Here is a 19,505-nt window from a genome sequence, read left to right as displayed (position 1 = left end):
AATCTGACCGAGCTGCATGCTGGTGCCTGTTTTTTCAGCGGCAAATGTCGACAGACAATATCCTCGGCATAAAACCCGACAAATAATGAATATGCTGATGTTGGCATGCAAGCTGGCCATATCAGGTTGCAGGCTTGCCGATGTCGATATATTTATAAAAACCGCTGCCTGGATATTTATGGCATAAGCAAGCGCATCGGTTTATTGCTAGAAAATTAATGACAGATCCCTCATTAAATATATTTTGTGACGGCATCCATAAAGCAGGCCCGCAGCGCTGTTCATGCTTCCCCTCGGCGGGTTATGGTTTCCTGGCGAAACAATCTACCGGATGTTCAATATCAGGCCAGATTTCTCGCCATACGATGCGCCACAACCAGTGAGTTTGCGCACTCCCGCTGCATGACGAAGGAACCCTATCGACCCGATATTCCGCCGAGCCCGAACCTGCTTTATCGAGGAGCATTTTATGTGTGCCGAGCCGAATACCCAGACCCGCAGACAATTTCCCACCGCGTTTACCATTTTGTTTTTGATCATGTTGTTGGCCATCGCCCTCACCTGGATAATTCCGGCGGGCGCCTATGCCAAGCTCTCTTATAATGCCGCCAGCCATATGCTGACCATCAATACGCCGCAAGGGGAAACCCGGCGAGTGCCCGCCACTCAGGATGAGCTGACCAGGCTCGACATCAATATCGGGGTGGAGCAGTTCGTCAACGGTACCATCCGCAAGCCCATCGCCATCCCCGGTACCTATGAGCGGCTGGCCCAGGCGCCGAAAGGACTCTCCGATGTGGCGGTGAGCATGGTCAAGGGCACCATAGAGGGGGCCGACATCATCGTCTTCATCCTGGTGCTGGGGGGACTGATCGGCGTCATCAACAAGACCGGCGCCTTCAATGCGGGGCTGGTAGCGCTGTCGCGCAAGACCCGCGGCAACGAGTTCCTGTTTGTGGCGCTGGTCTGCTTTGTGATGGCGCTGGGGGGCACCACCTGCGGACTGGAGGAGGAGGCGGTCGCCTTCTATCCCATCCTGGTGCCCATCTTTCTGGCGCTCGGCTATGACGCCATCGTCTGCGTGGGGGCGATCTTCCTGGCCGCCTCCATGGGTACCACCTTTTCCACCATCAACCCCTTCTCGGTGGTGATCGCCTCCAACGCCGCCGGCATCCCCTTTACCGAGGGGCTCATCTTTCGCGCCGTCGGCTGTCTGGTGGGCACCCTGGTGGTGATCGGTTATCTCTACTGGTACTGCAAAAAGATCAAGGCCAACCCTGCCTTCTCCTACACCTATGAGGACAGAGAGAGCTTTCGGGCCCGCTTTCTGAAAGAGGGCTCCCTCGATGAAGGGGTCCCCTTCACCCTGCGCCGCAAGATCATCCTGACCCTGTTCATCCTCGCCTTCCCCCTGATGGTGTGGGGCGTCTCCATGGCTGGCTGGTGGTTCCCGCAGATGGCGGCCTCCTTCCTGGCCGTCGCCATCGTCACCATCTTCATCTCCGGCCTCAGGGAGAAAGAGGCGGTCGAGGCCTTCACCCAGGGGGCGTCAGAACTGGTGGCCGTCTCGCTCATCATCGGGCTGGCGCGGGGGGTCAATCTGGTGCTGGATCAGGGGATGATCTCGGACACCATCCTGGCTTATGCCTCCAGTCTGGTGGCCGGCATGCACGGCGCCGTGTTTGCGGTGGCCCAGATGCTGGTGTTCACCCTGCTGGGGCTGGTGGTGCCCTCCTCCTCTGGGTTGGCGGTGCTCTCCATGCCCATCATGGCACCGCTGGCGGATACCGTGATGATCCCGCGCTATATCGTGGTGTCGGCCTACAACTGGGGGCAATACGCCATGCTGTTCCTGGCCCCCACCGGGCTGGTGCTGGTCACCCTGCAGATGCTCGGCATCCAGTTCAACCAGTGGGTCAGGTTCGTGCTGCCCATGGTGGGCTTCGTGCTGGGCTTCGGCGCCCTGATGCTGGTGGCGCAGGTGATGCTGATCTAGGGCACATGGCCCCCGCCCCGGCGGGGTCATGCCTTATCAAGGGCGCAGATCTGGAAAGCCTAGTGGTGCACCCTGTGCTGCTGGCGAAAACAGAAGAGCTTGAGGCTGATGTCGGCAAGGTCGGCGGGCAGCTCCTGCGCCGTCTCACAGAGGGGTTGATAGAGGGAGTCCAGCAACCGCTGGGCTTGTTCCTGGGTGATGATGCCGGCCTGCACGGCCGGTTGTATCCATCTTGGCAGCATCGACATATGAACCCCCTTGCTGACCGGATGACCGCAGCCGAACGGGCCTGACTGCGGGTGGCGCCTGCCGGCTCACATTGGTGCTGGCCGCCAGAGACGCGCGATTGATCCTCTCTGCCAACAGAGCAAGCATAATGCTTGCCGTGATCTGTTATCGGCCGCCAGCCATCCTGGCAACAGTGATTTATCAAGCGGTTGGCGTGCCCTGACTGACGCTGGGGGATGACAAGCCCCTCTGGTTTGCCACTGCGCCAGCCGGCGGTGGCAGAAGCTTGGCGCAAAATGGGAAAATAGGCCCAGCTGAATCGCAAAATGCCACTCGCAGATCGCTTTTGCTGCCTTTCCCCCGCCTTTGTCGCCAAAGCCCGACACCTTTTTGACGAGGCATTTTTTGGTGCAGTCAGGGGCTGTCGTGCCCGCACTGGCTTTGCCTTGTGCCTCCTTGCTCTTGTGCCAAGATGACCGCAAGCAAGAGACGCATCCCGTGATGCATTTGAGGAGAAGAGAAAATGAACAAATCCATGTTGGCAGGAGTCGGGATCGGTGTGGCCTCTGCGCTGGCCTTGTCAGCCGCCGCCAGCGGATCCCTGTTTTCATCACAGCCTCAGTTCGCCGAAGTGCTGGCCAGCAAAGCGGTGACCGAGACCATCAAGACCCCCCGTCAGGAGTGTCGCAACGTCAGCGTGACCCACCGCAAACCGGTGCAGGACGAGCACAAGATCCTGGGTACCGTGGTCGGTGCGGCGCTGGGCGGGGTGCTCGGCAACCAGTTTGGTGGCGGCAACGGCAAGAAGGTGGCGACCGCCGCAGGCGCCGTGGCGGGTGGCTATGCCGGCAACCAGGTGCAGGGCAACATGCAGGCCGGTGATACCTACACCACCACCGAACAGCGCTGCAAGACGGTGCAAGAGAGCAGCACCCGCACCCTTGGCTATGACGTCACCTACCGCCTCGCCGGTCAGGAAGGGGTGATCCGCATGAACAAGGCCCCCGGCGCCACCATCCCGGTCAAGGATGGCAAGCTGGTGATCGACGACCCCCAGAGCGGCAGCTGATCCCGTCAGCGTGTCCAGTTCAGAGGCCCATCCTGGTGATGGGCCTCGCTGTTTTCGGCACTCCCGTGCTGACAACAGCAAGGTGGCTGACAACAGAAAGGGGCCCGCAGGCCCCTTTTCTTATTGCTCAATCATCCTCAGTGGCGACCGAAGGGCCACCAGGACTTGTCGTTGTCCAGAATGTCGACCCGGGTCTCCTGCAGGTTACCCGGCTGGCCACCCTGCAGCGCCGCCAGGCTCACCTTGAATTGCTCGGTGGGTTCGACAAACCAGTCATCGATGATCAGCACCTTGACCGACTTGCTGCCCCCCTCGCCTGCGGCCCAGCTCACCGACTGACCGAACCAAGGCAGGAAATCCAGCCCCCAGCGTGCCGTGACTCCGTCAAGGGCCACCCGGGCCCGGGCCGGCTTGCTCAGATCGCCGCTGCGCACCAGCGGGATCTCGGCAAACCACTGCCCCTCGTTCACCGTCAGGCTGGCGCGCGCCAGCGAGATGGTGGACGGCGCCAGCTTGTCCTTGATGGTCACCAGGGTCTGGTGCTGCTCGCCCAGGGTCGCGCCACTCGGGTCAAACAGCTCCAGGGTAAAGGTCTCGTCTCCTTCGCGCAGGGTATCGCTCTTCACCGGGATGCTGATGGTCTGACTGTCGCTCTGCCCGACGGCCCAGTGCAGGGTGCCAGTGAGCGGCGCCACGTCGTTGGCATCGGCGCTGCCGTAGGCAATGCGGTAGCTGACGCTGGCCTCACCATAGGTGCCGTCGCGGCGCGCCACGCTCAAGGCCAGGGTGTTGCCCTCCTCCACGTTCGCAGCGGCGCTCTCGAGGCTCAATACCCCGGCGGGCGGCAGCGGATACTGGATGGCTACCAGCACGGGATCGTGATCCGAGGCGCTGAAGGGCCCTTCGGATTTCACCAGCTGGCCGCTGTACTTGCTGCCGTACTCGAAGAAGTTGCTCTCGGCGGAGTTGATGTGCCAATCCTCGATGCCGATCACCTTGGCCGCGAGGCTCGGGTTTGCCAGGGCGTGATCCAGGTTGCCGAGCTCCCCTTCATAGCTGTAGGAGTAGGTGTCGGTGCCGTGGAAGCGGGTGTTGAGGTTGACATAACCATACCCCTTGCCAAGGGCGCTGCCGCTCTCTTCGAAGGGCTGGCCCGCCAGAGTGGTGAAGGAGGCGCTCATGATGTGGCGCGGTTGAGCGGCCGGATCATAGTCGGTCAGCACCCGGATGGGATCCTCCATGCCGTAGGCGTTCATGTCGCCGATGAGCAGCAGATCCCCGGCCAAATCCTTGAGCTGTTCCCCCAGCACCTTGGCGGCGGAGACCCGCAGCGCGTTGCAGTGGCCCTGGCCATCCAGCGGATCGGCAGTGGCGTAATCGGGGTAATCCTCGAAGCAGGCGGAGCCCTTGGACTTGAGATGGTTGACCACCAGGGTCAGCGGTGCATCTCCCTTGGGCGAGCTGAAGCGCTGTACCAGCGACTCGCGCATCCCCTGATTGATGGTCACCGGCTTGCCGCTGGCGTCCACCGCCTCGGCCTGCTGCACCGGCAGCGCGATGAGGCTGGCGGCCCCCTCCGGGGTCACCTTGGCGGGCCGGTAGATGAGCCCCACCGTGATGGCGTCGGTGCCAATCGGCTGGCCATCCGGCGAGGCAATCCAGCGGTAGTGATCCGCCTCATCCGGCTGGGCCGCGTTGAGGGCCGCCACCAGGTTGGCGATGGCGGAGTTGTCGCCGTAGCCGTTGTTCTCTATCTCCATCAGCCCCACCACGTCGGCATTGAGGCGAGTGATGGCGCTGACGATCTTGGTGCGCTGCAACTCGAACTCCGCCACCGTCAAGGCGCCCCGGTTGCTGCCGGTGGGGTTGGCATCCCCGCCCACCACAGTGGTGAAGAAGTTGAGCACGTTGAAGCTGGCGACCCGCAGATCCCCCGCCTCGGCGAGCTCGGGGGTTTCCACCCGATCCCAGCCGCTGTGATCTATCTGGCTCGCGTCAATGCGGTTGCTGGCCACCAGTCGGAACAGGTTGTAGGAGTAACCGAGCGCCCCCTCCAGCCCGTTGAGCTTGTCGCCGATGCGCAGGTAACCGTCTTCGGCGTTGAAGCCGGGGAACCAGGGCAGCACGCCATCCGGCGCCTTGGCGTCGGTCTCCACCACCAGCTGGTTCTGCTGGTTGCGCAGGGCCCAGTTGCTCGCCTCCTGGCTCATGGCGGCAAATTTCTGGGTCGACTTGATGAGCGGTGCGCCATAGGCCAGCACCAAGTTGTTGCGCTTGCCGTCGTAATCGAAGCTGAAGTTGCGGGTCACCACCAGGCTGGAGCCCGGCACCAGCCGTACCTGCATCCCCTCGTGACGCTCCAGCAGCTGGCTCAAGCTCTCGCCCGCCACCGGCAGCAGATCCACCGCGGCCGGGATGGCCCCCAGCGGCCGGGTCACCACCAGCTCGTCGGCGTTGAGCTGGGTCTGGTTGAAATACTCCTTCACCTTGCCCGAGACGCACACTTCGGCCCCCGGCACGATGGCAGCGTTGGCCTTGGTGCTGTAGACGAAGAGGCCGTCGGAGGTGGCCGGATCGCCGTCCCCCTGCTCATCCTGAATAAAGAAGCCCTTGTAGAGGCCGCTGACCACCTGAGTCACCACGCCGCGGGTGGCATAGGCTTGTTCCGATTCGAACTTGCCGGCCGGCACCAGCGGGCTGCTGCTGCCCGGGCCCTGAATGGCGGGCACCGGCACCAGGCTATCCACCGGGCAGACGAAGGCAGGCGGCAGGGTGCCATCGCAGGGACCATCGCCGCTGCAACCCAGGCCGCTGGCGTCATCTTTCGGGGCCGCCACGTATTCGAGCGCCGGATCGAAAGGCGACGTAGCATCAGTCCGGCCCATGGTGACGGTGGCCTTGCGGCGCAGGGTCATGTCCAGGGTCGAGACGTTGCCCGACACCCAGGCCGTGCCCGGATCCACCCCCACCTGGCCGAAGCTGTCCACTATTTCGCTGCCGCGATAGAGCACCAGAGCGTCGTCACCGTTGAACACCAGGTTGCCGCTGGTGCGGTTGGCCTTGGCCAGGATCTCGCTGCTGGCGGAGGGGTTGGCCAGCACCAGGGTGGCGCCCGGGGCCAGCGTGCCTTGCAGCGTCAGGCTGTTGGTGGGTGATTCGCTGAGAGGTTTGCCGTTGGCGTAGAGCGCCAACCGGTATTGGGAGAGATCGACAAGGTCGCTGCCGAGGTTGCTCAGCTCCACCGCCTTGTTGTTGCCCGAACCTTCCAGGTATTCGCTGATGAGCAGCTGTGCCTGTGCCGGTCCCGCCAGCGCCAGCCCGACGGCCAGCGCTACCAGAGAGTGTCTTCCTGACATGCCAGTTTCCTTTTTCTTTTTGATGTTATGTTTTGCGCCCCGCCAAGCGGGCCACAGCACCTGATTACAACCCTGATTACGCATCATGGCGGCCTTCGCCGACCATGGCGCCTACTCTGCCCGTTTCAACGAAGGGTCGCCGCGAGCTGGCTAACAATTACAGAAAAATGTTGCGACCAGGTGACAAAAAAGGGAGCTTTTTTCAGACCCCTTGCCACTATTTTCCGTTATTTCCCGCCCGCCGGTATTTGCTGTCGCCAATAGGCAAAGGCGGCGCACAAGATGGCGACACAAGCTGACATATCGCGTAAAAACAGTCGCTTGCCACCCCACCGGCTGCCGCACGCAGCCGATTGTTTATTATTCAGGCGGGCAGGTAAGCGACACCGGATGGGTGCCCCCCATTGCCCGCCCGAAATAACGGGATGCACGCTTGAGCGGCGGGGTGAAAATAACCCTCCCGGCCTATTTCAGCCGCTATCATCCCGCTGCCAAACGGCGGCTTGAGGAGGTAAGGCTAGGGGCAACCCCATCACCCCTTGCAGCACTTTTTCACCGCCCGCACCACGTTCTGATAACCGGTGCAGCGGCACAGATTCCCCGACAGGCCGCGGCGGATCTCCGCCTCGCTCAAGGGACGGCGCTCTGTCTTGTCGAGCAGGGCGGCGCTCGCCATGACCAATCCCGGGGTGCAAAAGCCGCACTGCACCGCCCCCTCGTCGATAAAGGCCTGTTGCACGTCGGAGAGCTCATTCCCCTTACGCTCCCCCTCCACGGTGCGAATGGATTTGCCATCGGCCCACACCGCCAGATAGAGGCAGCTGTCGATGGCCGTGCCATCCACCCGCACGGTACAGGCGCCGCACTCACCGACACTGCACCCCTCTTTCACGCTGATCAGCCCCTGCCCGCGCAGGAAGTGAAGCAGCGACATGGTGGGCGACACCGCGTAGGAGTAAGGCTTGCCGTTGATCTCGCACTGGATCGCAACAGTGGGACAGCTTTGCGGTTGCATCATAGGATCTTGCCTCCGGCACGTTCGACGGCGCAGGTGATCACCCGCTGCGCCAGGGTTTTGATCAGGTGCAGGCGAAATTCCTTTTCTGCCCGCCAGGAGGAGCGCGGCGCCACGTCAGCCACCACCGCCTCGGCAATGGCTGCCAGCGTGGCACGGGTCAGCGGTTGCCCCTCGGCCGCGGCTTCGGCGTGCGGGGTGCGCACCGGCGTCGGTGCCGCCACCCCGTAGGCCAGCCGCAGACGCTTGAAGTGACCATCCTCAATCTGGCAGTAGGCGGCGCAGCCGATGGTGGCGATGTCCATGGCCCCCCGCATGGCGTACTTGAAGTAGTGGGAGCCCACCTGGGGGTGCGCGTCCGGGGCAAAGTGAAACGCCACCAGGATCTCCGCCGGTTGCAGTGCCACCTTGCCCGGGCCGGTGTGAAAACCGGCGATGGGGATGCGGCGCGTGCCATTGGGCCCGGCGATCTCCAGCTCAGCCTCCAACGCGACGGTGGGCGCCGCCGAGTCGGCACTGGTGGCGCCGTTGCAGATGTTGCCGCCATAGGTGGCGACGTTGCGGATCTGCGGGCCGGCGATGGTGGCGGCGGCTTCGGCCAGCATCGGCAGGCGGCGCTGCACCAGCTCGTTTTCGATGAGCTCGGTAAAGGTGGTGCCAGAGCCGATACGAATAGCGCCGTCGGCCAGCTCGCTCACCCCCTTGAGCTCGGGCAAGTCGTGAATATCGACGATATGACGATAGGCGGCGTTGAGGTGATGCAGCTGGATCATCACATCGGTGCCGCCGGCCAGCAGGCGCGCCTCGGGGTCGGCCTGGCGCAGGGCGACCGCCTCGGCCACGCTGTGGGCCTTGTAGTAACAGGCAATATCAAACATGGCGTTGTTCCTCCCCTGCTCCCTCGCCAATCAGACCCGCCGCGACAAACTCCCGAAACAGGGTCTTGGGGGTGATGGGCAGCTCGTTGATGGCGACCCCGGTCGCCATGCGAATGGCGTTACGGATCGCCGGGCCCGGCGAGATGATGGGCGGTTCCCCCAGGGATTTGTGGCCATAGACCGACTGGGGCTCGTAGGTCTGTACAAAGTCGCACTCGAGCTCGGGCAAATCCAGCATGGTGGGGAACTTGTAGTCGAGCAGGTTGGGGTTGCGCACCACGCCGGTCTTGGCGTCGATGATCATCTCCTCGAACAGCGACCAGCCGATCCCCATCCCCATGCCGCCGTGCACCTGCCCCTCCGCCAGCTGCGGGTTGAGGATCTTGCCCGCATCGTGCAGGTTGATGATGCGATTGATGGTCACCTTGCAGAGATCGATGTCGACACTGAGATCGACGAAGGTGCAGCCAAAGCTCGGCGGGTTGGTGGTGGTCTTGTGGGAGACCTCGGAGGTGATCTGGCCGCCGATGGTGAGGTGGTAGTAGGCGTTGACCGACACCTCGGCGACGCTGATGAGCACCTTGTCCGGTGCACCCGCCAGCACCACGTAGCCATCGATCAGGGTGAGCGACCCCACATCCTGATGGCAGAGCTGGGCCGCCAGCGAGAGGATGCGGGCCCGCAGCTGCAGCGCCGCCTGATGGATGGCGGGGGCCGCCACATAGCTCTGGCGCGAGGCGAATGAGCCCGGATCGTAGGCGGTAATGTCGGTATCCTGGGTCGAGATGACCCGGATCTGCTCAAACGGAATGCCTAAGGTCTGGGCCGCCATCTGGGCAAAGACGGTGTCCGACCCCTGCCCTATCTCGGTGGCGCCGATCTGCAGATTGACGGTGCCATCCTGATTGAGCAGCATGCGGGCGCCGGCGATCTCCACCCCCACCGGATAGGTGTTGGAGCCATAGCTAAAACACGCCACCCCGATGCCGCGCCGTACCCGGCTCGCCGGATCCTGCGCCAGACACTCGGCCTTGAGCCGCTCCCACTCGAACTGCTCGCCACCCCGGCGCAGGCACTCAGGGAGCCCTGCGCTGTAGATGGTCTTCTGGTTGACCTGATTGACATCCCCCTCGCGGGCCACGTTGGCGATGCGCACCGCAAGCGGGTCGAGTCGCAGCTCGGCGCAGGCATCGTCCAGCATGCATTCGAGGGCAAACACCACCTGGGGCGCGCCGTAACCGCGCATGGCACCGGCGGTGGGCAGGTTGCTGTAGAAGGTTTTGGCGTCATAGCCAAAGGCGCTGCGCGGATAGAGGTAGCTTATCTTGTTGGCGCCGGCGCTGGCGATGGAGTGACCGTGGGAGGCATAGCCGCCGGTGTTGGAGAGCACGTCCAGCTGATACCCCTTGAGCACGCCATCCCGGCTGATGCCAAGAGTGCCGTCGATGGCAAAGCCGTGGCGGGTACGAGAAGCAAAAAAGCACTCCTCCCGGCTCAAGGTCACCTTGACCGGCACGCCGCCGAGCTTGTAGCTCAGAAACGCCGCCATCGGCTCTTCCAGCACATCCTGCTTGTTGCCAAAACCGCCGCCCATGTAGGGCTTGATCACCCGCACGCTGGACCAGGGCAAGCCGAGGGATTTGGCCACCCGGCTGCGCACAATCTGGGGGATCTGGGTGCTGGTGACGACGATGATGTGGTCCGGCTGATCCATGTAGGCGTAACAGGTCACCGTCTCCAGATGACAGTGCTGCACCACCGGCGTCTGGTAGTGCCCCTTGAACTGCAAGTCGGCGGCGGCGATGGCCTGCTCCGGCTCTCCCGCCCGGATTTGGCTCTGGCGCAGCAGGTTGCCGGTTGGGTGGATGGGATAAGCCCCCTCGGCCAGGGCGCTGGCCGCATCCGTCATCACCGGCAGCGGCTCGTAGGTCACCTTGACCAGGGCGGCGGCCTTCTCGGCGACCAGCGGATCGCGGGCCACCACGATGGCGACGCCATCGCCAAAGTGGCGCACATGGTCGGTGAGCAGGCGGCGGTCTTTCACGTCCCGCTTGGTCTCATCGAGGGACCAGGCGTGGCCGGCGGTGCGAAAACAGGTGGTGGGCACATCCTCGTGGGTGAACACGGCTTCGACCCCGTGCAGGGCCAGCGCTTCGTTGGCATCGATGGTGAGCACCTTGCCGTGGGCGATGGAGCTTCGCACGTACTTGGCGTGGCGCATGCCAAGCATGATGTTGTCGTCGGTGTAGCGGGCGCTGCCGGTCACCTTGGCCTCGGCATCCACCCGCTTGAGCGGTAATCCTATGGACATATGCAAGTCCTTTGTCAGGCAGAAAAATCAGAACCGGTATAAAAAACAGCAAGATATGCGCCCGTTTCCGGCAAGGCGGGCCAACCGGTGGGCAAAGGCGGCGAGCAAAGGGAAGAAGTGTGAAGAAGATCCCATCCGGCGCCCATCAGGCTCTCCGTCATGGCCGTGACCAGCCCCGCAGCAGCAGCCCATGGATGACTCGGCGGCGCCAGTGCCGGGCGGCGTTATCAATCTGGTAAGCCCCGTTATCAAAATGGTATGAGTGCGGTTTGAAGGGCGGGGCCGGCCAAGAGAGGCTGGCCCCGCGATAGAGAGGGACGCGATGCGGACTAGATGGCCCAGCCGCCAGCGTAGAAGAGCACCAGCGCCAGGGCGATGATGACGGTGCCGACGTTGAGCTTGCGCCACTCCTTCGAGCAGATGCGGCCGATCACCAGGGCACTGAAGCCCAGCATGATGCCGGTGACGATGTTGCAGGTGAGCACGATGAAGACGGCGCACAGCAGGCCGGACATGGCGCCGACGAAGTCATCGAAGTCGAGCCGGGCGACGTTGCTCAGCATCAGCAGCCCCACGTACATCAGCGCCGGCGCGGTGGCATAGGCCGGCACCAGGTAGGAGAGCGGCGAGAGGAACAGCATCAACAGGAACAAGACCCCCACCACGGTGGCGGTGAGGCCGGTCTTGCCGCCAGCCGCCGTGCCCGCCGCCGATTCGATGTAGACGGCGGCCGGCGCGGCCCCCACCAGACCGGAGAAGATGCTGCTGATGGAGTCGGCGCTGAGCGCCTTGCCGCTGTTGATAATGTGGCCATCCTTGTCCAGCAGATTGGCCTGCCCCGCCACGGCGCGAATGGTGCCGGTGGCATCAAACACCGCCGTCATCACCAGCGCCAGCACGCTTGGCAGCACCAGCGGCGAGAGCGCCCCCATGATGTCCAGGCTGAAGATGAGGGACTTGCCCTGCTCGTCGGCGAGGCTCGGCATGGCAAACAGCCCCTGGTACTTGACCGCCGGATCGAAGATGAGACCGAAAATGGAGATGGCGATGATCACCAGCAGGATCCCGCCCGGCACCTTGAGCTTCTCCAGCCCGACGATGACCGCCAGCCCGATGAGAGACATGATGACCGGCATGGAGGTGAAGGCCCCCAGCGCCACCGGCAGCCCCTCCAGCGGGTTCTTGATCACCAGCCCCACCCCGTTGGCGGCGATCAGCAGCAAGAAGAGCCCGATGCCGATGCCGGTGCCGTGGGCGATCCCCATCGGCAGGTTATCGAGGATCCAGCTGCGCACCCCGGTCACCGAGATGGCAGTGAACAGCACCCCCATCAGAAAGACGGCGCCGAGGGCCACCGGAATGGAGATCTGCTGCCCCAGCACCAGGCTGAAGGCGGTAAAGGCGGTGAGCGAGATGGCGCAGCCGATGGCCATCGGCAGCTTGGCCCAGAGCCCCATCAGCAGCGAACCAAAGCCCGCCACCAGACAGGTGGCCACGAACACGGCGCCGGGGGGAAAGCCCGCCTTGCCGAGCATGCTGGGCACCACGATCACCGAATAGACCATGGCGAGGAAGGTGGTGAGCCCCGCCAGCACCTCCTGGCGCACGTTGCTGCCCCGCTCGCTGATCATGAAGTAGCGATCGAGTGCGCCGCCGGCGGGCTGTCGTCCCGCCGCCGCCCCCTTGTCCGCAACTGCCCCGTCCATCTCGTTTATCCTGTTTGTCTGGCTCATGGCCGACTCCTTCCTGCATCCCTGAATGTGTCGTGACGAAATGGCGGTCGGTGCCGTGGATCTCTGCTGCCACGGTCGCCGGCATCACGGGGTTGGCAGGCAAGGCAAACGTTTGACTTGCCGTCTAAAAAAACCGGGCCATTTCACCTGCTGTGGCGGGGCAAACGCCCCGCCTGTCGTGCGGCGCAGGCACCACGCTGGCCCCTGCTGCCGTGTTCCCGGGGCGAGCATGCCCCTCTGCTTTGAAAACCGGATCAGCCCCGCTCGTGCACCAGCTGACCATCCACATAGGTGCGGTAGATGGATCTGTCATCCCCCAGGGTCAGCAGCACGAACAGCTTGTCGCGCAAGGTGGTGGAGTTGTCATAACGCAGCTGCTGCAGCGGGGTGGCGACCGGGTCGAGCACCACGAAATCCGCCTCCTTGCCCACCGCGAAGCTGCCGATCTGCTCGTCCAGCCCGAGCGCATGGGCACCGCCCAGGGTGGCCAGGTAGAAGGCCTGATAGGCCGAGAGGCGCTCGCCCTGCAACTGCATCACCTTGTAGGCCTCGTTGAGGGTCTGCAGCATGTTGAAGGTGGTGCCGGCGCCGATGTCGGTGCCCATCCCCACCTTCACCTGCTTGTGCCACGCCTTGTGCAGCTTGAAGAGCCCACTGCCGAGATACAGATTCGAGGTGGGACAAAACGCGATGGTGGAGCCCGTCTCCTTCAGGCAATCCCACTCCTGCTCTTCCAGATGGACGCAGTGGGCAAACACACAGTTGTGGCCGGTCAGCCCATGCTGGTGATAGACGTCGAGATAGCCCTGATGCTCTGGGAAGAGGGATTTGACCCAGGCTATCTCGTCCTTGTTCTCGCACAGATGGGTGTGCAGATAGGTCGTCGGGTACTCTTCGCGCAGTCGTCTCGCCATCACCAGCTGCGCCGGAGTCGAGGTAGGGGCAAAGCGCGGCGTGATGGCGTAGAGCAAGCGGCCGTTGCCGTGCCAGCGCTCGATGAGCGCCTTGCTCTGCTCATAGCTGCTCTCGGCAGTATCCAGCAGATAATCTGGCGCGTTGCGATCCATCATCACCTTGCCGGCGATCATCCGCATGTTGATGCGGCTGGCCGCCTCGAACAGGGCATCCACCGATTCGGGGTGGACGGTGCCGAACACCAGCGCCGTGGTGGTGCCGTTTCGCAGCAGCTGCTTGATGAAGAAGGTGGACATCTCGCGGGCGTACTCGAGATCGTTGTAGCGCCGCTCGGCCGGGAAGGTATGGCGGTTGAGCCACTCCAGCAGCTGCTCGCCATAGGCCCCCACCATCTCGCTTTGCGGGTAGTGGATGTGGGTGTCGACAAAGCCCGGCACTATCATCTTGCCGCGATAGTCGCGCACCCGTACCTGGACCGGAATGCGATCCTTGCCCTCCTCCCACTGGCCGAACCAATCGATGCAGCCGTTGCGGATGATCAGCAGGCCGTCTTCGATGAGGCGGGCATTGGGCTCTATCTCCTCGGGCTGGCTCACCACCCGGGTGATGTCAAAGAAGCTGCCGCGCACCGCCTTGACGGAGTTGTCGTTTTTCATCTCTCAATTCCCTCTTGTTGTTCGTTAGCCGCGATCCACTTGCGGGGCGCGTATCTGGGCCTCGTCCGTCGCCAGCCCCTGTTGGCGGGCGGTGGCCGACGGAGCGGGCCGGGTGGCAAAACGGGTGTCGGGCTTGTCGCTCAGCTGGATCAGCTCCACCGCCTCGGTGGCATTGGCGGCCGCCTGGCGTCTGCGGCTTTGCGGCAGCACCAGGTTCATGATGATGGCGGTGATGCCGCCGGCGCAGATGGGGTTCTCCACCAGCATGTAGATCCCCGCCGGCAGCACCTTGAACACGTTCGGGTCGTAGGAGACCCCGAGCCCCAGCCCGAGCGAGGTGGCGACGATCAGGGTCTCGCGCCGATCGAAGCCGTGACTGATGATGATGCGCCCGCCGGCGATGGCGATCATGGAGAACATGATGACCATGGCCCCCCCCATCACCGGTGACGGTATGGTGGTGAAGAAGCGCCCCACCACCGGGAAGAGGCCGAGCAGCACCAGGATGACGGCGATGAACTTGCCCACGTGGCGCGAGGCCACCCCGGTCATCTGGATGACGCCGTTGTTCTGGGCGAAGGTGGTGAGCGGCAGGGAGCCGAGCGCCGAGGCGATCACCGATACCAGGCCGTCCGCCAGCACGCCGCCGGAGAGCCGTTTTTGAAACTCGGGGCCCTGGATCTGCCGGTGGGAGACCATGGCGGTGGCGGTGATGTCCCCCACCGCCTCCAGCACGCTCAACAGATAGATGGTGCCGGCCAGCACAAAGGCGTGCAGATCGAAGGAAAAACCGTACTTGAACGGAACAGGCACTGTGATGAGCGGCAGGTTCTCAAGGGCGGAGAAATCCACCATGCCGAGCATCAGGGCCACCGCATAACCCACCAGCAGGCCGATGGCGATGCCGCTCATGCGAAGCAAGGGGCTCTTGCTGCAGTTGAAGGCGACGATGACGCAGAGCACCAGCAGCCCCAGGCCGATGTTCTCGTATTTGCCGAAGGTGCCGCTGCTCATGGCGGAGAAGCCGCCGCCAAAGTCGATGATCCCCACCTTGATGAGGCTCAGGCCAATCATCAGCACCACCACCCCGCTCACGGTGGGGGTGATCACCCGCTTGAGATAGGGCAGCACGAAGGAGGATCCCATCACCAGGAAGGCGCCGACGAAGGAGACCCCGAGCAGGGTCGAGACGATCAGCTCCTCGTGCAGGCCATCTTTTTTCATGGCGCTGCCAAGCGCAATCATCACGGTGACGAAGGAGAAGTTGACCGACTGGATGGAGAGCAGCCCCGAGCCGATGGGGCCGTAGCGATTCACCTGCAGCCAGGTGCCGATGCCGGAGGCGATCATCGCCATGGAGACCAGGTAGGCGGTGGTCTCGGTGGAGAGGCCGAGGGCCCCGCCCACGATCAGGGCCGGCGTCACCATGGGCACGAAGATGGCCAGCAGGTGGGTCACGGCCCCCATCAGGGTTTGGTAAAAGGGTGGTTTGTCTTCGAGCGCGTAAATCAGGTCCGAGTGCTTGCGTGTTGTTTTAGACATCTTGATTGTCCCATCACACAGAATATGGGCGGAGTACTCATTCCGCTGTCAGGTGCTGGGGGCGAGCCTGCGCCCGCCCCTCACCTTTTCTTTTGTTATGCCGACGCTTGTTGCTCCAGCTTGCCCAGTTCGCGCAGGATCTGCTCCGGCGTGAAGTGCCACTTGCGCAGCCAGACACCGCAGGCGTCGTGGATGGCGGTGGCGATGGCAGGTGCGGCGCCGTTGACCCCGATCTCCGAGATGGACTTGGCGCCGTAGGGGCCGACCTTGTCGTCACTCGGCACCAGGAAGGCCCGAAAATCGCGCGGAATGTCGCCAATCTTGGGCGCGCCATAGCTCTTCAGATCCCGGGTGAGCGGGATGCCCTTGCCGTCGTAGCAGATCTCCTCGGTCAGGGAGTGGCCGATGGCCCGCATGGTCGCCCCGTAGATCTGGCCGAGCGCCAGCTCCGGGTTGATGGGGGTGCCGCAGTCGAGCAGGGCGTAGAACTTGTCGAGCCGGATCTGGCCGGTTCTGACGTTGACCGCCACCTCGGCGAAGTTGGCCCCGTACGGGAAGGCAAGCTCCGAGGTGATGTAGCTGGCGGTGCCCACCAGGATACCGAAGCCGGTACCCGTCTCGGCCTTGTGGGCCAGCTTGGCGAGGCTCACCTCCCCCAGCTTGCCGCGCACCAGGCCCGGAAACGCCAGCTCAACATCGGCTACCGGCTCGCCCAGCATGGCGGCGCCATGGAACAGGATCTTCTCCTTGAGATTCTCGGCCGCCTTCTTGGCCGCGTTGCCGGAGAAGCAGGTGCCTGACGAGGCGTAGGCCCCCTTGTCGAACAGGGCGTGGTCGGTGTCGCCCGAGATGACGTGCACATCCCCGAGCGGGCAGTGCAGCACTTCGGCAGTCAGCTTGGCCACCACGGTATCGAGGCCGGTGCCGATATCGGCGCCACCGGAGTGGACGATAAAGGTGCCGTCCGATTCCAGCTTGACCATGCAGTTGGCCTGATCGATGTCCGGGATCCCCGATTTTTGCATGATGATGGCGACGCCACGACCGATGCGCCAATCCCCGTCGGCGGCTTTGGGGCTGTCCCAGGCAATCAGCTCGCGACCCTGCTTGAGGATGGGTTCGAGGGCACAACTGGCCGCATGGGGCACCGAGGTGGGCATCTTGCCCTCGCCGATGGCACCCAGCACCTTGAGGATGTCCCCCTCATGCACCCGGTTGTGCTCCACCATCTCGAGCTGATCGATGCCGAGTTTCTCGGCAAGTTCCGCGATGGCCATGGTCAGCGCGAAGTTGCCCTTGGGCGCGCCGTAACCCTGATAGGCGCCGGTCGGGCAGATGTTGCTGTAGTAGGTGTTGACGGTAAAGCGCACGTTCTCGCACGGGTAGAGCGGCAGCGAGAGCGCCGGGCCGTTGCTCGGCACCGTCAGAGAGTGGTTGCCGTAAGGACCGGTGTTGGCACGAAAATCCATCTCGATGGCGGTGATGGTGCCATCCTTCTTGGCCCCCACTTTCACCTTCACCTTGGCCACGTGGCGCGAGGTGTTGCTGATGAACTCCTCTTCACGGGTGTAGCGGAAGGTAACGGGACGGCCGGTGACCTTGGTCGCCCAGGCGCACACCTCTTCCAGCAGGATATCCTGCTTGGAGCCAAAGCCGCCCCCTACCCGCTCCTTGATCACATGCACCTGGTGCTGTTTCATGCCGACGATGCGCGCCACCTGACGGCGCACGTGCCAGGGCACCTGGGTGGAGGCGTGAATGACCAGACGCTCCCCATCCATGTAGGTGAAGCAGATGTGCGGCTCGGTCGGGCACTGCTGGGCCTGGGTCGATTCGTAGGTGCGCTCGACAATCTCGTCCGCCTCGGCAAAACCCTTGGCCACATCGCCAATCTGGCCATGGACGCTGGCGGCGAGGTTCTCGTGGGGACGGGAGCCGATGGGGAAGTTGATGATCATGTGCTCGTCGCCGCGGCGCACCGAGCAGGCGTTCTGCTGTTCCAGATCCGCCGGCGCCCCGGCCATGTAGACGATGGGCTCGTCATGCACCAAGGGTGCATTGGGGGCCATCGCCTCGTCTATGTTCATGACCGCCGGCAACACCTGATACTCGACCTCGATGAGTTTGAGCGCCGCCAACGCGATGGCTTCGCTCTCGGCCACCACGGCGGCCACCCTGTCCCCCACGTGACGCAGCTTGCGGCCAAACATGCGGCGATCGAGCGGTGACGGCTCGGGGGCGCTCTGGCCACCCGGGGTGTAGTAGACATCCGGGCAGTTGAGGTGGGTGATGACGTGCACCACGCCCGGCATGGCTTCGGCGCGGCTCACGTCGAGTTTGGTGATCACCGCATGGGGATGGGGGCTTCGCAGCATCTTGATGACCAGCGCATCCTCGCTGACCCTGTCCTCCACGTAGCAGGGCTTGGCCTGCACCATCTTGGCGGCGTCCACTTTCGGGCAGCTCTTGCCGATGTGGCGCAAGTCGCCCCGAAACTCGGGGGCAATCTGGCACAGGTAATCGGGATCCTTGAGGCGCGAGCTGGCAAGCTCGATGGCCTGATAGAACTGCTGGTAGCCGCCGTCGCGGTGAAACAGGCCCGAGAGGGCGTCGTCGATTTGATCACGGCTGGGGTTGGGATGGCGATCAAGCAGGTCGGTGACGATGAGCGCAGCAGCCGGATCGTTGTAGCCGGACTGCACCACGCCCACGTCCACCATGGCCTGCTGTACCAGACTGAGCTGGTTCCAGCTGCCGAGCGACTCGGCGGTGCGCACCTGCGCACCCTCCAGCTGGGCGGCGATCAGCAGGGAGGCGTTGATCACCTTGCCGTTGAAGAGGATGGCGTCGGAGCCGGCAAAGCCAAAGCCGTCGTCGCTGTTGCGCACCGAGTGCATCCGACACTGGTTGAACAGCACCCGCTGGGCATTCTCGCCAGCCGGGGTGATGACGGTGCGCAGGGCACCGTTCAGGGTAAAGTTGAGTTCCATCATGCCTGTACCTCCTGCTGCTGGCACTCCACCAGCAGATCCGCCACCACCACCCCGCTGATATAGCGCTTGTAGGCCACGCTGCCACCGAGATCCGCGCGCGGCGCAATCAGTGCGCTCACCGCCGCCTCCAGCGCCGCATCCCGCAGCTCATGACGCTCCACATCCCGCAGACGCATCGGCTGCGGCGTCACGCCCGCCAAGGCGACCCGCATCTCGCCAAGGGCATCGAGGGCCACGGCGGCCGTCATCACCGCCAGGCCGTCGGCGTTGCGGCTGATGCGGCGAGTGGCGCAGCGCAGTTCAGGCTCCGGCAGCACCACCCCCAGCACCAGCTCCTTGCGCTGACCGGCCAGGTAGGCGTCGATGGGTTGCAGCTGGTTGTTCTCCAGCACCACCACGGCTTCAAGCACCAGCAGTACCGGCAGTAGCGGAGAGTCCTGCTGCTGGCAGGCAATTTCGCCGCCGAGGGTGGCCTGATTGCGCAGATGGCGGGAGTAGACAAACCCCAGCGCCTCGCACAGGGCGGCCGGCGTACGCGGGTCATCTTTGAGGGCTTGCAGGGTGACGGTGGCGCCGATGTGGAGCTGACCGTGCTGCTGCTCAATCTGGCCAAGCCCGAGCTTGTCCAGCGAGATGGCGACCTTCTTGTCGGTGCGGGTCGGGGCGGCGTTGAGCTTGCTGCCACCCCCCATGTAGACGGCGTCGTTGCCAAAGCGGGCCTTGAGTTCCAAAGCCTGACCCAGTTGCTCGGGTCGGAAGAATTGCTCAATCATGTGTCGTCCTTACTCTTGCTGCCCGCCGCCGGGGAGATCC

The 19,505-nt window shown here is 63.7% G+C and carries 12 protein-coding genes; 2 read left to right on the top strand and 10 right to left on the bottom strand.

Going from position 1 to position 19,505, the window contains the following annotated elements:
• Positions 1–469: 469 nt before the first annotated feature.
• On the top strand, positions 470–1,996 hold the full coding sequence (locus AHA_RS11060) for a YfcC family protein (protein WP_011706040.1): 1,527 nt from the start codon (positions 470–472) through the stop codon (positions 1,994–1,996).
• A gap of 59 nt (positions 1,997–2,055) precedes the next feature.
• Here AHA_RS11060 and AHA_RS11055 read toward each other — a convergent pair whose 3' ends face one another.
• Positions 2,056–2,244 carry a hypothetical protein gene (locus AHA_RS11055; RefSeq protein WP_011706039.1) on the bottom strand — a complete coding sequence of 63 codons (189 nt, stop codon included), beginning with the start codon at positions 2,242–2,244 and terminating at the stop codon, positions 2,056–2,058.
• A 503-nt stretch (positions 2,245–2,747) separates the two neighbouring features.
• On the opposite strand from AHA_RS11055, the gene AHA_RS11050 reads away from it, so the two are divergent.
• Positions 2,748–3,293: a glycine zipper 2TM domain-containing protein gene (locus tag AHA_RS11050; protein WP_011706038.1), complete on the top strand. Its 546-nt coding sequence runs from the start codon at positions 2,748–2,750 to the stop codon at positions 3,291–3,293.
• Between the two features lie 137 nt (positions 3,294–3,430).
• On the opposite strand, the gene AHA_RS11045 is transcribed toward AHA_RS11050, so the two are convergent.
• From AHA_RS11045 to ygfM, 9 genes are all read right to left on the bottom strand, one after another.
• Positions 3,431–6,649, bottom strand: coding sequence for an ExeM/NucH family extracellular endonuclease (locus AHA_RS11045; protein WP_011706037.1), 3,219 nt, complete (start codon positions 6,647–6,649; stop codon positions 3,431–3,433).
• Positions 6,650–7,181: 532 nt separating this feature from the next.
• On the bottom strand, positions 7,182–7,667 hold the full coding sequence (gene xdhC / locus AHA_RS11040; RefSeq protein ID WP_011706036.1) for a xanthine dehydrogenase iron sulfur-binding subunit XdhC: 486 nt from the start codon (positions 7,665–7,667) through the stop codon (positions 7,182–7,184).
• Positions 7,664–8,542 carry a xanthine dehydrogenase FAD-binding subunit XdhB gene (gene xdhB / locus AHA_RS11035; protein ID WP_011706035.1) on the bottom strand — a complete coding sequence of 293 codons (879 nt, stop codon included), beginning with the start codon at positions 8,540–8,542 and terminating at the stop codon, positions 7,664–7,666. The genes xdhC and xdhB overlap by 4 nt, the downstream gene beginning before the upstream one ends.
• On the bottom strand, positions 8,535–10,853 hold the full coding sequence (gene xdhA / locus AHA_RS11030; RefSeq protein ID WP_011706034.1) for a xanthine dehydrogenase molybdenum-binding subunit XdhA: 2,319 nt from the start codon (positions 10,851–10,853) through the stop codon (positions 8,535–8,537). Before xdhA ends, xdhB begins: the two co-directional genes overlap by 8 nt.
• 329 nt (positions 10,854–11,182) lie before the next feature.
• Positions 11,183–12,559 carry an NCS2 family permease gene (locus AHA_RS11025; RefSeq protein WP_011706033.1) on the bottom strand — a complete coding sequence of 459 codons (1,377 nt, stop codon included), beginning with the start codon at positions 12,557–12,559 and terminating at the stop codon, positions 11,183–11,185.
• A 281-nt stretch (positions 12,560–12,840) separates the two neighbouring features.
• Positions 12,841–14,157 (bottom strand): guanine deaminase, encoded by a 1,317-nt coding sequence (gene guaD, locus AHA_RS11020; RefSeq protein WP_011706032.1) that lies wholly within the window; start codon positions 14,155–14,157, stop codon positions 12,841–12,843.
• A gap of 24 nt (positions 14,158–14,181) precedes the next feature.
• Positions 14,182–15,699, bottom strand: coding sequence for a nucleobase:cation symporter-2 family protein (locus AHA_RS11015; protein WP_011706031.1), 1,518 nt, complete (start codon positions 15,697–15,699; stop codon positions 14,182–14,184).
• 95 nt (positions 15,700–15,794) lie between these two features.
• Positions 15,795–18,692 (bottom strand): molybdopterin-dependent oxidoreductase Mo/Fe-S-binding subunit, encoded by a 2,898-nt coding sequence (locus AHA_RS11010; RefSeq protein ID WP_202795490.1) that lies wholly within the window; start codon positions 18,690–18,692, stop codon positions 15,795–15,797.
• Positions 18,689–19,465, bottom strand: a complete 777-nt coding sequence (ygfM, locus tag AHA_RS11005; RefSeq protein WP_011706029.1) for a molybdopterin-dependent oxidoreductase FAD-binding subunit — start codon at positions 19,463–19,465, stop codon at positions 18,689–18,691. The genes AHA_RS11010 and ygfM overlap by 4 nt, the downstream gene beginning before the upstream one ends.
• Positions 19,466–19,505: the final 40 nt, after the last annotated feature.

The organism is Aeromonas hydrophila subsp. hydrophila ATCC 7966, from assembly GCF_000014805.1.
Lineage (GTDB): Bacteria > Pseudomonadota > Gammaproteobacteria > Enterobacterales > Aeromonadaceae > Aeromonas > Aeromonas hydrophila.
This window is presented reverse-complemented; position numbering and strand designations above follow the sequence as displayed.

What these genes read in the sequence shown, in the direction of transcription:
- AHA_RS11060 (WP_011706040.1), top strand. Translation starts at nt 470, where the DNA reads ATGTGTGCCGAGCCGAATACCCAGACCCGCAGACAATTTCCCACCGCG.
- AHA_RS11055 (WP_011706039.1), bottom strand. Translation starts at nt 2,244, where the DNA reads ATGTCGATGCTGCCAAGATGGATACAACCGGCCGTGCAGGCCGGCATC.
- AHA_RS11050 (WP_011706038.1), top strand. Translation starts at nt 2,748, where the DNA reads ATGAACAAATCCATGTTGGCAGGAGTCGGGATCGGTGTGGCCTCTGCG.
- AHA_RS11045 (WP_011706037.1), bottom strand. Translation starts at nt 6,649, where the DNA reads ATGTCAGGAAGACACTCTCTGGTAGCGCTGGCCGTCGGGCTGGCGCTG.
- xdhC (WP_011706036.1), bottom strand. Translation starts at nt 7,667, where the DNA reads ATGATGCAACCGCAAAGCTGTCCCACTGTTGCGATCCAGTGCGAGATC.
- xdhB (WP_011706035.1), bottom strand. Translation starts at nt 8,542, where the DNA reads ATGTTTGATATTGCCTGTTACTACAAGGCCCACAGCGTGGCCGAGGCG.
- xdhA (WP_011706034.1), bottom strand. Translation starts at nt 10,853, where the DNA reads ATGTCCATAGGATTACCGCTCAAGCGGGTGGATGCCGAGGCCAAGGTG.
- AHA_RS11025 (WP_011706033.1), bottom strand. Translation starts at nt 12,559, where the DNA reads ATGGACGGGGCAGTTGCGGACAAGGGGGCGGCGGCGGGACGACAGCCC.
- guaD (WP_011706032.1), bottom strand. Translation starts at nt 14,157, where the DNA reads ATGAAAAACGACAACTCCGTCAAGGCGGTGCGCGGCAGCTTCTTTGAC.
- AHA_RS11015 (WP_011706031.1), bottom strand. Translation starts at nt 15,699, where the DNA reads ATGTCTAAAACAACACGCAAGCACTCGGACCTGATTTACGCGCTCGAA.
- AHA_RS11010 (WP_202795490.1), bottom strand. Translation starts at nt 18,692, where the DNA reads ATGATGGAACTCAACTTTACCCTGAACGGTGCCCTGCGCACCGTCATC.
- ygfM (WP_011706029.1), bottom strand. Translation starts at nt 19,465, where the DNA reads ATGATTGAGCAATTCTTCCGACCCGAGCAACTGGGTCAGGCTTTGGAA.